Annotated in this window: 13 protein-coding genes and 1 pseudogene; 6 read left to right on the top strand and 8 right to left on the bottom strand. The window is 68.4% G+C overall.

All coding sequences use genetic code 11. From position 1 onward, the window contains the following. The first annotated feature begins 151 nt into the window (after positions 1-151). Positions 152-808, top strand: a complete 657-nt coding sequence (locus ABZ793_RS21255; RefSeq protein WP_357459845.1) for a DUF2278 family protein — start codon at positions 152-154, stop codon at positions 806-808. A 250-nt stretch (positions 809-1,058) separates the two neighbouring features. On the opposite strand, the gene ABZ793_RS21250 is transcribed toward ABZ793_RS21255, so the two are convergent. From ABZ793_RS21250 to ABZ793_RS21240, 3 genes are all read right to left on the bottom strand, one after another. Then, on the bottom strand, positions 1,059-2,039 hold the full coding sequence (locus ABZ793_RS21250; protein WP_357459843.1) for a hypothetical protein: 981 nt from the start codon (positions 2,037-2,039) through the stop codon (positions 1,059-1,061). 94 nt (positions 2,040-2,133) lie between these two features. Next, positions 2,134-2,628: a hypothetical protein gene (locus ABZ793_RS21245; RefSeq protein ID WP_357459841.1), complete on the bottom strand. Its 495-nt coding sequence runs from the start codon at positions 2,626-2,628 to the stop codon at positions 2,134-2,136. 395 nt (positions 2,629-3,023) lie between these two features. Further along, a complete protein-coding gene (locus tag ABZ793_RS21240) occupies positions 3,024-3,245 on the bottom strand; it encodes a hypothetical protein (protein WP_357459839.1) in 222 nt (73 codons plus the stop codon). Positions 3,246-3,694: 449 nt separating this feature from the next. On the opposite strand from ABZ793_RS21240, the gene ABZ793_RS21235 reads away from it, so the two are divergent. The 3 genes from ABZ793_RS21235 (at position 3,695) to ABZ793_RS21225 (ending at position 6,276) form a co-directional block, all read left to right on the top strand. Continuing rightward, positions 3,695-4,042 carry a VOC family protein gene (locus tag ABZ793_RS21235; RefSeq protein ID WP_357459837.1) on the top strand — a complete coding sequence of 116 codons (348 nt, stop codon included), beginning with the start codon at positions 3,695-3,697 and terminating at the stop codon, positions 4,040-4,042. A 206-nt stretch (positions 4,043-4,248) separates the two neighbouring features. After that, positions 4,249-5,838 carry a hypothetical protein gene (locus ABZ793_RS21230; protein WP_357459835.1) on the top strand — a complete coding sequence of 530 codons (1,590 nt, stop codon included), beginning with the start codon at positions 4,249-4,251 and terminating at the stop codon, positions 5,836-5,838. Positions 5,839-5,934: 96 nt separating this feature from the next. After that, a complete protein-coding gene (locus tag ABZ793_RS21225; protein ID WP_357459832.1) occupies positions 5,935-6,276 on the top strand; it encodes a hypothetical protein in 342 nt (113 codons plus the stop codon). A 1,946-nt stretch (positions 6,277-8,222) separates the two neighbouring features. Here the strand turns inward: ABZ793_RS21225 and ABZ793_RS21220 are convergent. The 4 genes from ABZ793_RS21220 to ABZ793_RS21205 form a co-directional block, all read right to left on the bottom strand. Further along, positions 8,223-9,074 (bottom strand): class I SAM-dependent methyltransferase, encoded by an 852-nt coding sequence (locus ABZ793_RS21220; RefSeq protein WP_357459829.1) that lies wholly within the window; start codon positions 9,072-9,074, stop codon positions 8,223-8,225. Positions 9,075-9,078: 4 nt separating this feature from the next. Further along, on the bottom strand, positions 9,079-9,495 hold the full coding sequence (locus tag ABZ793_RS21215; RefSeq protein ID WP_357459827.1) for a hypothetical protein: 417 nt from the start codon (positions 9,493-9,495) through the stop codon (positions 9,079-9,081). Then, positions 9,492-9,644 carry a hypothetical protein gene (locus ABZ793_RS21210; protein WP_357459824.1) on the bottom strand — a complete coding sequence of 51 codons (153 nt, stop codon included), beginning with the start codon at positions 9,642-9,644 and terminating at the stop codon, positions 9,492-9,494. The genes ABZ793_RS21215 and ABZ793_RS21210 overlap by 4 nt, the downstream gene beginning before the upstream one ends. A gap of 106 nt (positions 9,645-9,750) precedes the next feature. Continuing rightward, entirely contained in the window at positions 9,751-10,812 is a 1,062-nt protein-coding gene (locus ABZ793_RS21205; RefSeq protein WP_357459821.1) for a helix-turn-helix transcriptional regulator, read from the bottom strand. Between the two features lie 198 nt (positions 10,813-11,010). On the opposite strand from ABZ793_RS21205, the pseudogene ABZ793_RS21200 reads away from it, so the two are divergent. Next, positions 11,011-11,155: pseudogene (locus tag ABZ793_RS21200) on the top strand (IS5/IS1182 family transposase); the annotation flags it as partial. Between the two features lie 27 nt (positions 11,156-11,182). Here the strand turns inward: ABZ793_RS21200 and ABZ793_RS21195 are convergent. Further along, a complete protein-coding gene (locus tag ABZ793_RS21195) occupies positions 11,183-11,362 on the bottom strand; it encodes a hypothetical protein (protein WP_357459819.1) in 180 nt (59 codons plus the stop codon). A 369-nt stretch (positions 11,363-11,731) separates the two neighbouring features. Here ABZ793_RS21195 and ABZ793_RS21190 point away from each other — a divergent pair, with 369 nt between their 5' ends. Next, positions 11,732-13,027 (top strand): alkaline phosphatase family protein, encoded by a 1,296-nt coding sequence (locus tag ABZ793_RS21190; RefSeq protein WP_357459817.1) that lies wholly within the window; start codon positions 11,732-11,734, stop codon positions 13,025-13,027. The last annotated feature ends 345 nt before the right edge of the window (positions 13,028-13,372 follow it).

Raw genomic sequence — 13,372 nt, 5'->3', positions numbered from 1 at the left:
AGCCCCACCACGTGAAGACCTCGGGGCTCCGCCCAGAGCCCGGCCCACGTTAAGTGCTTCAAAATCCTGCGCGACAACCGCCGCGCGGGTATGTGGCCCAGCCGCGACGCGTTCAGCCACGCTGGATCGCCTGGCAGCCGATACTGCTGTGATGGCGCTCGGTAACTACGGTGTGTTCGTCGGGACGCTGGAATCGCATCACCGGGACACCCCGGACGATCAGGGGCGATGGTTTCACGTCAACCTTCAGGTGACTGCACCGGCGGGCCGGTATCGGTGCGCGGTAGACGTGGACAGCAAGCAGTCGGTGACCGGCGTGCAGTGGCGGGTGCTAACACTCGACCGGGCACAGCTTCCAGCGCTCTACGATCTTTCTGCTGGCTACCACCCACTCGCCACGACGCCCACCTCCGGGGCGCTGGACTACATGCGCCATCCCGCCCTGAGGACCCGTGCAGGCTGCATCTCCAGCTTGGTGTTTCGTCCCGTACAGACTTCTCTGGGGCGGCTCTCGGGTGTTCGAGCCTGGCGCACCGGGTCGAATCTAGAGGCGGCCACGGCGCTGGAGTCGATTCTCACGATCGGTGCCCGGATCGCGATCTTTGGCGAGCCATTCACCGCCGGGCTGGGCATGCACAACATTCACCAGAACCAGGGCGACCCGTTGGGCAGCCAGTGGTACGCCGAGAACGGCACGTGGCAGGACGGCGGCACGGTGGTGTACCTACCGGACGGGCGGTATTGCTTGTTCCTCTCGAAGTTCACTACGCAGTCGTTCGACACCAACGACGATGGGCACCCCGGGTAGTGCGTCATCCATGACGGAGCAGGCCGCCTCGAGGTGCAGCGAGCCCGCTTCTACAAGTACGCATCATCCCCGAATGTCGCTCGGCGGCGCCATAGGTTGTTGAGTTGTGCTCGAACTCTGTACCGGTCATCCCGTCGGTCACCGCGACGTTGCGCTCGTTCTGGGCCAACAGCATTACCAGCCCAGCAGGATCATCGTGACCGCCACGACGCCGGCGGCGGCGACGTGGTGAGGCGACCGTGTTCAGTCCTTACTCTTCGACGGTGATGCGAACGGCGGTCGGGATGCCTGACGCGTCCAGGTCAAGGTGCACCGGGAAGGCGCCGTCGCCAACTGATGTCATGGCCATCATGATTTCGGCGCTGCCGACCGTGATGGTGGCCGCCTCGTGCTCGGAGGCGCGCATACCTGCCATCACCTGCCAGTGGTGGGAGTGGGGGCGGAAGTCGAAGGCGAACATGGCGCGGGGTTCGACCCTTCGCCGCTTGTTCAGCGCGACGGCCCGCTCGTATGCCTGCCGGATCGGCAGGTCGAGCCAGCCGTAGTGATCGTCTCCAGGTGCGCCGGTGCGTGATGCGCCGAACTCGGCGGCGATCAGTTCCTCGTCCCTGCCCCAGAAGGCCACGTCGGCGAGACCGTCGATGGAATCGTCGTGTACCCAGGATGAGAGAGCGTCCGCGTCCGCAAGCACAAACCGGGCATAATCTACGTAGATATTGCCTAGCCGGCGTGAGCTCCCGACGGTGGCCTTTCCGAGTTCGATACGGATCTGTTGCCACCCCCACTCTCCCCGGCTTGCGGTGACCTGCAGCGGGCGGTCGGATGGCACATTCCCCACTGGAACCACCGGAACGCCGGTGATGAGGAAGTCAGGATCCCCGGCGGTCACCGCCCGCCGGGTCCGGTCTCGGTGCGGGACCTGGCGGGTGTAGGGCCGCAGGGATGCCTCGAGGCAACGTTCTCGGTAGTGCTCACCGAACATGGCGACGATCTGCTGTACCCCGTGCTGCGGCATGTCGTAGAGGTAAAGGCCTGATTGGCGGTCGAACGACCTGGCCGCGGTCTCCGCGTCGCGACCAACGACTTCGAAATCAACCGCCGCGACGGCATCCGGTCCACGAGTCTCCTCCGGGGAGCGGTCGCCCGACCATATCCCGAGGTAGCCGCCGTCCATCAGGATGAGCTCGCCGGACGGACAGGTGACCTCGCCGAGCACAAACGGATCTTCCACGAGCGCGGAGTCTACGACGGGCAATCCGATTCCTTGGACCTGCACGCTCGCCCTGGTCTTGCGCGATGAGCGCGACGTCACGCGCGCCTGCGGCTCAGTCGAACGTGATGCGCTGTGCGTCGTGGGGTATCCACGGGCTTGGTTCCGCAGTCCAGCGGTGGTCGTACTGCTCCACGGCCTCGATGAACTCCGCCGGCGGCCGGTAGGAATGGGCGGTGACGTAGTGCCAGATGAGCGAGGGCGCGGCGAACATCACGCCCCGCCCCGACGGCACCCTGATCTCGGTGTGACCCAGCAAGACGGCACCGCTCGAATGGTCCACAGAGAGCATCGAATCCTCCTGCGGTTTCGGGCAGAAGGGGCACCGGTGATATCCACGCATTGTGTTGATAGGGGGTGCCGCGATGATGTCGAGCAGCGCGTCGGCGAACCAGTTCGGGGTGGTTCCTTCCTCGAACGCGTGCGAGGCATCGAGCCATCCGACGTTGATCCGGTCGTATCCGGGCTGGAACCGAAGCCATCCCCAGTCCATCTCGATGGTGTCGACGTCGCTGTAGCTGTAGGCGCTCAGGTCCTCGAAGTAGGCCACTTGGCGTTCGTACCAGAGTGGCCGGTTGCTGCTCTCACCGGCAGGGCGGCGAGCATCCGCCCGTGCCGCTCTCCGAGCAGCCACGTCAACTTGCCGGGCCGTACGACCAGTGCGGTGCGACGTCGGTCCTCATCCGTAGCCACAGGCCGGAGGCCGGCGAGTCGTCCGGGCAGTCGACCCGTAGCAGTTCGTAACCAGGGATCTGTTCGGCTCCGATACCTTGAACGCCACGCAGATCCAGGTCGAGCAGCTCGGATCCGTCGAGAACGGTCCGCAACCGTAGCCGAACGACGCCGAATCCTTGGCTCGATGTGCATCTCTATGTCGTAGCCGGCTCGCGTGGTTCGGAACGTCACTGCCGTGTAGGGCCACAGCTCTCGCCAGTCGAACATGGATTAGCCGGTGGGTCGGTCCAGTTGATCGAGCCGGCCGGTTTCGAGGTGGGTGATGTCGCCATCGGAGTCGAGGGCGGCGTCGAGCAGCCGCGCGAGTGAGCTGTCGTACACCGGGACGTCGGCGGGAGCGTCGACCAGGCGGAGGCGGCCGTCGAACTCGTCCGACCGGGTGGCCGCCACCTCCTCGATTCGGAAGAGGACCCAGTGGGTCGACTGCGTCATCCTCGCTCGCGAGCCACATAGCCAGTTGGGCATGGCAATGAGTGCCTGCGGCGCAGGGGTGCCGAATGCTCGAATGTTGTCCGCGATCAGCTCCTCCCACGCCTCCGCAGCGACATCAGGGGCATTGCGTATTCGGATTGCTCCTGGTCGCGGTGTCGATGAGGTCGTTGGGTCGGCGTTGGCGCGTCTGGTGGCTCTGGCGATGTTGGGGTTCACCGTTGCTGTGGTGGTATCCGATGGTCCGGTCCAGATCCCGTGCCCAGTCCGCGATCGCGGCGAACGTGACTGCGCCGGCCAGCACCGCGCACACCGCCACTGCGAGGGGTAGCCTGGGCGCGGGACCCGTCCGAAGGCGAGCGGGTCGAGCCCGGTTAGGTTTCGCTGCCAGGTCCGGTCTGTCCTTCAGGGCCCGGCGCCGGTCGGGCTCGACATCGACTGAGGAGACAAACATGGCGGTAGGAGTGTTTGCGGGCATCCCGGTGCGCGACTATGACAAAGCCCTGGAGTGGTACAAGCGGCTGCTCGGTGCTGAACCGGCCTTCTATCCGAACGAGATCGAGGCGGTCTGGCAGTTGGCCGAGGATCGGTACGTGTACATCATCCAGGATCCCGACCGGGCCGGCGGAGCTGTCAGCATGATTTGGGTCGACGACCCAGTCGCCGAGGTTGCGAGGATCTCCGGACAGGGCCTGGAGCCGGTCGACGTTGAGAAGCACGACTCGGTCTGGAAGTACGTCTTCCACGACAGCGACGGCAACGAGACCGGAATCGGCGGAGAGGTCTCGACGACCGGATGATCACGGCCCCGCGCTGCAGGCGTGGTGACCTCAGACCACCCTTCCCCCGTCCCCCCGTAGTTCAATCGAGCGCCAGTGAATTGCCATGCCGTGTGCCGTTGACCCACCCGACGGGGAGCGGGGCGGGACCCGGGTGTCGAGGCGGCTCGCCGCCAAGCCCGGAAATCGAGTTCGGTCGGGTTCATCGGCTGAGGCAGGATGTCGGGGTGATCTGGGGCAGACGCGACGGTCCGGTCCTCCCGACTTCGACGGTGGGGGAGAGCGGGCTGCTTGGGGCGGCGCGGATCGCGGTCGACGAGGCTGGGGTAGGCCAGTGGGACGCGTTGAACTGTCTGGTCGAGGTGCTGCTCGAGGTCGACGCCGCAGGGGATGAGGTGGTGGCGCGGTCGGCATTGGCGCTGGTGGCTGGTATGCCGCAGTTGGTGGTTCGGCTTGATGAGCACGCGCGGTCAGCGCCGTGGCACGGCCACTACCGCGAGCCCGCGTTACGGCAAGCCGCGACGTGGTTCACGGGTGCGTCGTCGGGGCCAGCGGCGACGGCGTTGGCGAGCATGCATGGTGACGGGCGGATCCGCAAGCGTGCGGTCGCGGCAATGGTCAGCCGTCCGTGCACGGAGATAATGCCGTTCCTGGTGCTGCGTACCGCTGACTGGGCCAAGCCGGTGCGGGATCAGGCGCGGGCCGGGCTCGCGGTGCTGCTCGCCGACGACCCCGCTGTCTACCTGCCGTCGGTATTGCCGATGGCGCTGCGTCTCCAGGCGCGCCTGCGTGCTGGCTTCGCTGTCAACCAGGTGCGGGCGGCGGTGTTGGCGACGAGGGAGCAGGTGTGGCGCGGCCTGCTCGGCTCGGGTGGCCGCCGGCAGCGGCGGTTCGTGTTCGACATCGCCCTGTCGCAGGGATGGCTGCGTCTGCCCGACTACGTGACCAACGCCGAGACTGACCCGGATGTGGGGATCCGGGTCCGGGCGGCGGAGGCGGCCTGCCGTGAGGCGGTCTGGACCCGCCGGCTCGATGTCCTGCGCCGCTTAGCTGGGTCGCGGCGGCCCGAGGTGCGGGTGGTGGCGTTGACCGGGCTGGTCCGGGTCGGCCGTGACTCTGACGTTGCCGTGCACCTGGACGATGACGCGCCGCTTGTGCGGGCGGTGGCCCGGGACGCGGCCCGCCGCCTCGGCATCGACGCGCGGGAGCGGTACCGGACCGCGGTCAGTGCCACAGAGCCGCTCCTGGGGGCGATCGCCGGACTCGCCGAGTCCGGCTCGGCCGCGGATGCTCCGCTGCTGAGGCCGCTGCTGAGCCACCCGCTGGCCAAGGTTCGCGCCCAAACGGTCAGGGGTCTGCGGATGCTGGATGCTGTCGTTGTCGGGGAATTGGTTTCGCTGTTGCGGGATCCGTCGCCGGCGGTGGTCCGAGAGGTGACCGCCGCGCTGCGGCCGTTGGCCGGTGCCGTGCCGCCGGACTTACCGTGGGAGCTGCTCGCGGATGGCCGGGTGGAGTTGCGTCGGGCCGGCTACCGGCTGCTGCGTGGCCGCGGTGTCGGCGTCGAGTTGCGCGCCGCCCTGGTGCTGGCCCTCGACCCGGATCCTCGCCTGGCTGGACGTGGCAAAGCCGATGTAACCCGCCTCGCTCGAGGCGTCGAACGAACGACCTGGTGCCGCAACCCACGACCGCAGCTGTCGGTCACCGCGACGCAGCACACCGAACTGGTCGCGTTGGCGGCTCGAGCGACGACGGTGCTCGGCGAGGACACCAGCCAGAAGCTCGCGACCTGGCTGGCGCGTACCCGCCCCGACGGATGATTGCTCGTTCTGCCACGTACAGCCCGGAAACGTCGACGCCCTGGTGACGTCGACTGGCCCGGGTCGGTAGCTTGAACACGACAGCGGAGGACGCCAGTGGGTGATCGGACCGGCGACGCCGTCGATGAGGCTGTCCTCGCGTTCGAGGGTGCTGCGGTCCTGGAATGGGTCATGGACTCCTCGTTGGCGATCACCCATCCGGTGCATGTTGAGGTCGTCGATGGGGAGGGCTGGAACGTGCGGCTCCGCGACGGTCAGCCCGATCCGGAGGCGTGGCGGCTTCTGCGCGATCTGGGCGGTCCGTACGATCTGCGGTTCGCGTATGGGAGTGTGCTCGAGGTCGACGTCGCGGGTGTAGCAGACGGTCCGTGGCATGCGGTAACCCGATGGCAGGATGAGGCGCCCGACCGTCCGGCGGCCCGTACGCTCGTGTGGTGATGGTCGACAAGCTGCCGCTGGACAGCCCGCTCTGGAATCAACTGTCGGCCTGCTACTCAACGGAAAACGCGATCGTCCGGCTCCGGGAGATCGTCGCCACCCGGCAGCTCGGGGAGGCGTGGAGCGATCTGCGCGACGAGATCCTGCACCAGGGTTCCGTCTATGGGGTGTCCGCGGCCGTGATCCCGTACCTGGTCGACGTCGCGCCGCACCTGCCCGCGGCGTCGCGACGTGGTCTGTGGATCGAGATCGGGTTCCTGGTCACGGCGGGAGCGGACCGTTTCCCGTCTCCGCCCGCGCCGGGCCTGCAGGAGGGCCTTACCGCCGCACTGCGCGTTGCGGAAACGCTGGCGGTGCGGGACTTCCTGACCGACACCGAAATGACCCCCGACGACAGCAGTTACTACGCGCTGGCCTGTGTCGCGCTCGCCGGCCACCGGGTCGGCCGCGCGATGTGGGAGTTTCCCTCACCGAGTTCCGGGTACGTGCGGGTGGTCTGCCCCAAATGCGACGCCGAGTACGAGGTGGACGGTTTCGCCGACCCGTTGGCGCCACCTTGCGCTGCGCCGACGGTCGCCTCGGAATCCGACACAGCCGGGCCGTGGCAGGCGGTGGCGGACGCGATCGAACGGGCACACCACGACCAGGTTCTGGGCTCGGGCTGGACTGGCTTCTTCGAGACCGCCCGGCGACTCGCCGTTGCAGGTGTGCCGTTGCAGGCGTCGCCGAGCGCGGTCTGGTGCCTGGTTGCCGCGATGGTGGCGACCAGGTCGGCCGACGCCGCGCCATGGGCGCGGACGCTCGCCCGGCTGGCCGGGCATGTGCGTTGCCTGGACTGCGGCGTGGTGTGGGCGATCGCCGACGTCATGAGCGATGCGAATGACGCCGAGCCGGTCGACGTCGCCGACGATGCGCAGAGCCGGTACGCGAACGCGCAGGGTGTGCTGTTTACGGTGGACCGGAACGACGAGGTCGACGGGCCGCAGTCCTGCGGGGGTGTCTCGTCGGCGACGATCGCCGACGGGGTCGCAGGGTTCCGGGCGCCCCCCGGTCGGAAACTGCTCAGGGCGCAGGTCGCGGCGCGTACGATGTGGCGCTCCGATGCCGGCCCGGTCGATGCGCTGACGCTGGTGGCGGGCCGACCGTCAGTCGTCGCGGCGGCTGGCAGCGATGCGGCCAGGTTGTGGGACGTCGTTTCCGGGTCGCCGATCGGGCCGCTACTCGACGGCCCGGCCGTGGCGGTGGCGTCGGTCGCGTTGCCCGACGGCCGTGCCGTCATCGTCGTAGCTGGCGACGGCGGCACTCTGCGTTGGTGGGATGCCTCGACCGGTCGACCACTGGACGGTCCGGTGGCCGCCGGCACGACACAGATCGGGTCGCTCGCCCCAATCTTCATGCCGCCCGACCCGCATCCGGGAACCGTCGACTGGCTGGCTAAAATCCGCGACGGCCGTACCGTGCTCGCCGTCGGCGACACCGACGGCGCGGTCCGGCTGTGGGACCCGGTGACCCGCGAGCCGCTGATCGAGCTGTTCCACCGTGCCGGCCGGCCCGTGGCCGCAATGACGGCAGTCGACTTCGTGAATCAGCCGCCGTGGAGCGGCACCGACGTCGTCACTGTGTACGGCGACTGCACCGTCGACGTGTGGGGGTCGACAGCCGTTCACGGCGACCGTTCGACGATGGCACCCGACTCGCGCAAGCTCGTCGCGATCGGCCACCAGCGCCTCATCGGCGTTGCCGTGTCACCTGAACGGCTCGGGTATCGCAAGCCGGTCCTGCTGGCCGACCGCAACGGCGCGGTATCGATCTGGGAGACCTTCGGCGTGCGGCTGGGCGACCCGTTGCCGCCCGACCTGGCCCACCGCGACGTGGTCGGCATCGTCGCTCTACCGGCGGCCGGCGACGGCATCGCCGTGGTGACAGCGAGCCGGGCGGACCGCAACCTACGGGTGTGGGAGCCGCTGCGTGGCAGCGTTGCACTCGTGCCACTCGACATCCGACCGCGCTGCCTGCTCAGCGCTGGTGACGTGCTGATGATCGGGCACGACGACGGACTCCTCGCCCTGTCCCTTGCCAGCGGCCTCATCGAGGGACGGTGATTCTGTTGGCGTGTAGTGGGAGTTGACGGTGGGTTGGCCGGTGTAGTTTGGGCCGGCGGTGTCGTCGGCGCCGAGGTAGGTGAACGGGAGGTTCACCGGGTTGCCGCCGCTGCGGTAGGTGATCCGCCGGTTGCGGGTGTCGTAGGTGAAGCCTGCGCGGCGCAGAGCCGCGGTGAGTGGCCTACCCATGGCGTTTCCGTCGGCCCGTCGGATGCCGGCGGTGTCGAGGTTCGCGGCGAAGATGCCGTCGGCGGTCAGCCAGGACGGGACGCGGGACAGGACGGACAGCTTGTCGCCGACGTAGTGCAGGCCGTGAACGCAGGTGATCACGTCGAAGCGGTGTCCGGCCGGCGGAGTCCAGGCGGTCACTGATGCGGTGACGAGCTGCACGGCGGGATGCGGTGCGGCGGCGAAGTAGTCAACGAGATCGACGCCGACGATCTCGACCCGGTCGGCAAGACCGAGCGTGCTGAGTTGTTTGGCGGCCTCGGTCAACGCCCTTCCCGAGCCGCAGCACAGGTCCAGCCAGCGCACCGGGCCCGTCGAGCCCGCGGTCCGGCCGCGTAGTTCGGTGAGCAGGTCCATGCCCAGCTCGCGGCCGTATCCGTTGGAGCCGGTCAGGGTCCGTTCCCGGTTCATCGCGCAGTTGGCCACCACCGAGGACATCTCCAGCTTCCGGTCCGGCAACAGTCCCATCGCTTCACCGCCCCTGCTGATAGACGGATGCTGGCCGGCGAAGTTCGATGACCAGGGACCGCAGCCATACCTCGCGCGTGGTCGCCTCCGCGGTGATCGCGGCGACCAGTCCGGCGCGTCCCTCGGCGGAGCGGCCGTGCGCGACCACCGCGACCGCTTCGGCCAGGCCTGCCAACGCTTTCGAATCGCGGGCCGGTCGGCTGGCGTCCTGGTCGAGCCATCGCGCGACGGGGAACGGCCGGGTGGTCTTGGCCTGCTGGTCGCCCAGGTAGCTCCACACGCTGCCGTCCAGGGAGATCCCGATCAGGGCGCTACGCGGCAGGTGCGCCGCCCATGGGGCGGCCTGGTACCAGCGCCACGTGTTCGGGCTGGTCTTGGTCCGGACGGTGATGCCAACGAACCGCAGCTTGGTGCGTGTCACCGCCCACGGCGCTTCTCCTCGGCGATCCACCGCCGCAGCAGGAGGAACAGGTTGGCGTAGGTGCGCCCGTCGTGGACCAGGTCGATGAACGCCACCCAGAACGTGGTGACCAACCCCGGCGCCGGTTCGCCGAATAGGTTGCTGCTCATCGGCTAAGCGCTGACCGCAGCGAATACAGAGCCCCGGGGGGTGCTGCACATCAGCCCCGCGGCTCCCCGCAGACAGCCGGCAGGTGCTCATGCCGTCACCAAGCCCTCAATCTGTCGTGAAGGGCCACGACGGAGGCCAGCTTGCGGGCGCGGGGTGGGACGGCGGCGAGTACGCCCGGTCGCGGGGCATGTCGGTACCATAAAGGTCCAATGCGCGGTCCTGGGCGGCATAGGCGGCTGCGGTGTCGCCGCGAGCGGTGTGCACATGGGACTCGGTATACTGCAGCCGCACCTCCGGCCAGCCGAACAATGACCCCCGATCAGCGGCAATCTCGTAGGGGACACGCTCGGTGAGCTCGGTCAGCTGCCGCAACGTCGTCACGGCCGCAGGGTCGCCGAGGTCGGCTTGGGTCTGGGCGAGCCCACTCAGCAATGCGCAGGACGCACCGTCCGGGGCGATGTGCTTGCCAAGCCGTTCACGGGCCAGGCTGAGATCCTCGTCCGGCCGGCGGCCGACATAAGGCCCATTGGCCACCGCCCACGCGCGCACCCACACCTGCGCGGCTGGATCCTCGGAATTGTCTGCGGCGTCGATGGCGGTATGCCACCAACGGCGGGCCTGGCGGCGCTCGCCTAGATTCGACCACGCATACGCGGTGGCGCCTGCCAGATATCCCGCCGAACGCAGCAAGCCGCGGCGGTCGGCATCGGCACCGTCGGCAATGTGCTTCTCGAGCACGGCGGTGTCGGCGAGCAGATCACGCAGCAGCTCGTCGGGTGGGGTCAGATAGTGGGCGGCGCCGTAGTCGGCTATCACCTGCTGCCACCACTCCGCTCGGGAGTGCCGGCCGACCGTGTCGTGCAGACGGGTGCGGACCGTCTCGACAGCGGCCAGCGAGGGAACGGTGGCCAGCGGACCGGCGTCGGCATCGCCCAGCAGCTCCAGAGGTGCGCGGCTTTGCAAGTCCTCGCTTCCGACATTCAGGGCGTGGCCCTTAGCAGCCAGCGCACGGCGGTATGCCATTACCACTGCCGGAGTGGCCGTCCGGTCGCCGCGTTCCACATTGGACAAGTGACTGTAGGAGATTCCCGTGCGGCGGGCCATGCCCCGCATCGAAATCCCTGCCTTCACCCGCGCGGCGCGCAGGTTCTGTCCACTGATCGGCATGACATCCACCACCTGAACGCCCGGGTTCGAATACGGTTGAATATCACTTATCGTCACAGATGTGCTCGCAGCGTCGTGCTTTGCCGGCCGGTAGGCCTATCCCGGATCCTAGAATCGTCGGGCTCTCAACGAAACATGACAGTATTTCCCGCTTGTTGGCTCACGCACATCATCCGAGGCGAACCACCATCCAGGCAACACCGCACCGTCCGAGCGCAGGTCGAACACGTACTTGCCCGCATGAAGTGCTTCAAGATCCTGCACGACTACCGCCGCGCCGCCCACACATTGACCGACACCGCATCCGGTCGCCCATTTCCACAACATCATCCTCGCGGGGTGATACCAGAACCGTTGCCGGGCAACGCCTTCACCGAGTGACGAGACGTCCTTCAGTGCGGAACTGGGCGACCTCCGCTGGGGTCAGCGTGTCCGGGTCGCTCCACAGTGACAGCGGCAGGCGGTGACACCGGTCCCGCCACGTTGTGCCGGAGAGTGCGCCGCTGAGCAGGTCGAAGAACGGCCCGGTCGGCACCCGCCCTGCTTCCACGGGCAAGACCCTAACGCTCCGGGCTGCAGGTGAGCAGCCGAGAATTCCGAACAGCCACCGAAGTGACGGGCGCACGGAGCATCGGAGCCTTCGCGGTGTTTGCGGAGTCCTCGGTACAGCTGGAGCGGCTGATGCCGAGGTCGGCGGCGACGTGCTCGGGGATCGCACCGTCCTTGATCCGCCGGGCGGCTCCGGCCGGAGCGTGCCGCCGGCGCCCGCGCGGCCAAGCAGGCCCGCGGCCTGCCGACCGGACGCCCGGCGAGGCTCCCCGGCGACGAGGTGTGAACGACGCGAAACCACGTTGCACGTTTACGACGTCGCCATCTTGGGCTCACGGGGGCGCCAACCCGACCCGATTCAGTGCACTCCATGATCCGAACTCTCCGCACCCTGGGCCACGTCACCGCGGCCCTCGCCCTCCCTCTGCTCACCTCGTTGCCGGCGTACGCCGCCGTGCCGGACTCCCTACCGGCGCGGGCGGCGCCGGCGGCCGACCACGTGATCCTCATCGGCCTCGACGGCTTCGACTACGACTACCTGGGCGAGGTGCCGACGCCCAACATCGACCAGCTCGTCAAGCGTGGCAGCGTCACCGAGTCGACCGGCGTCATGCAGTCGATCACCAACCCGTCCTGGTCCTCGATCGCGACCGGCGCCTGGCCGGAGCGGCACCTCAACACCGCCTACGTCTACGACCCGGTGTCGCACACCGCCCGCGGCCAGGAGCGCGATCTCGCGGTGCCCACCATCGCGGAGGCGGTCCGCGCCCAGGGCGGCACCGTGATGTCGTCGCAGTGGTTCATCGTGCAGAACCACGGGACGGCGTACGGCGACCCGGAGGGCATCTACACCCAGCCCGGCGGTGACTGCTCGCGTCGCGTCGACGACATCGTGAAGGTGATCAAGGGCGAGCCCGTCAAGAGCGGCGCCACCATGGTCACGGCCCCGAAGATCCCCGACCTCATGGCGGTCTACTGCGACGCGCTCGACGCGATCGGCCACGAGGGTGGCGACCTCGACCCGCGGATCCCGAGCGCTCTGGCGGATCTCGACGCCCAGATCGGCCGGATCGTGCAGGCCACCAAGGACGCCGACATCTTTGGTCGCACCACCTTCGTCATCACCGGCGACCACGGCATGACCACGTTCACCAAGGGCTTCGGCACGCAGATGATCGACGCGATCGCCAAGGCCGGCTACAAGGCCGAGCTTCTCGGGACCGGCAGGACGCCCAAGCCCGACACCGACGCCGTCATCGTCGTCGGCGGCATCGGCAGCCTGCATCTGGTCGGCGCCGCGAAGAACGACCCGCAGGCGGTCGCGAAGATCAAGGCCGCGCTCGAGGCGACCCCGCACGTGAGCCAGGTGTTCGACAAGGCCGCCCAGCAGGCGATGCACATGAGCCCCCGCTTCGGTGAGCTCGTCATCGAGCCGGAGCCCGGCTGGTCGATCGGCGGCGACCCGGCGGGCGGCGTCGCCGGCCGTCACGGCGCCACGACCGAGCTGCACATCCCGCTGGTGCTCTCCGGCGCCGGCGTCCTGCCCGGTCTGCACCCCGTTGACCCGAACCACGTCGACATCGCCCCGACGATCGCCGCGCTGCTCGGCATCCAGCCGCCGTCAGGCGCGCAGGGTCGGGTGCTGAGCGAGTCGATCCGCGACTGACGCCAGAGCCTCGCCGTGGCGGTGACCTCCACCGTCACGGCGACGCGTTGTCTCAGGACGTCCGCGCGGGCCTCAGTGAATTCCGCGGCCGCCGGGAACCTGGGCGAGCGACGTCATGAACGTCGAGGCCCACGCGGCCTTCCCCTTGACATCAGTTCTGATGAAAGGTCACCGTTTGCGCGACCGATCAGCGCTGCGATGTTGCCAGATCCCCGAGCGCCAACGGTGTCACCAAGCGGACCGGCGACCTGGGTGGCCAACGGGCGCCTCGCGTCATCGACGGGATCCGGGCCCAGCCGGGCTGGGTCAATACCGCGCACACCCGGTCGGACGTGACCGTGCTGC

The sequence above is a fragment of the Micromonospora sp. NPDC047465 genome (assembly GCF_040643125.1).
GTDB lineage: Bacteria > Actinomycetota > Actinomycetes > Mycobacteriales > Micromonosporaceae > Micromonospora.
This window is presented reverse-complemented; position numbering and strand designations above follow the sequence as displayed.

Coding starts and splice junctions, on each gene's coding strand:
- ABZ793_RS21255 (WP_357459845.1), top strand. CDS start 152: ATGGCGCTCGGTAACTACGGTGTGTTCGTCGGGACGCTGGAATCGCAT.
- ABZ793_RS21220 (WP_357459829.1), bottom strand. CDS start 9,074: ATGGGACTGTTGCCGGACCGGAAGCTGGAGATGTCCTCGGTGGTGGCC.
- ABZ793_RS21235 (WP_357459837.1), top strand. CDS start 3,695: ATGGCGGTAGGAGTGTTTGCGGGCATCCCGGTGCGCGACTATGACAAA.
- ABZ793_RS21205 (WP_357459821.1), bottom strand. CDS start 10,812: ATGCCGATCAGTGGACAGAACCTGCGCGCCGCGCGGGTGAAGGCAGGG.
- ABZ793_RS21210 (WP_357459824.1), bottom strand. CDS start 9,644: ATGAGCAGCAACCTATTCGGCGAACCGGCGCCGGGGTTGGTCACCACG.
- ABZ793_RS21190 (WP_357459817.1), top strand. CDS start 11,732: ATGATCCGAACTCTCCGCACCCTGGGCCACGTCACCGCGGCCCTCGCC.
- ABZ793_RS21240 (WP_357459839.1), bottom strand. CDS start 3,245: ATGACGCAGTCGACCCACTGGGTCCTCTTCCGAATCGAGGAGGTGGCG.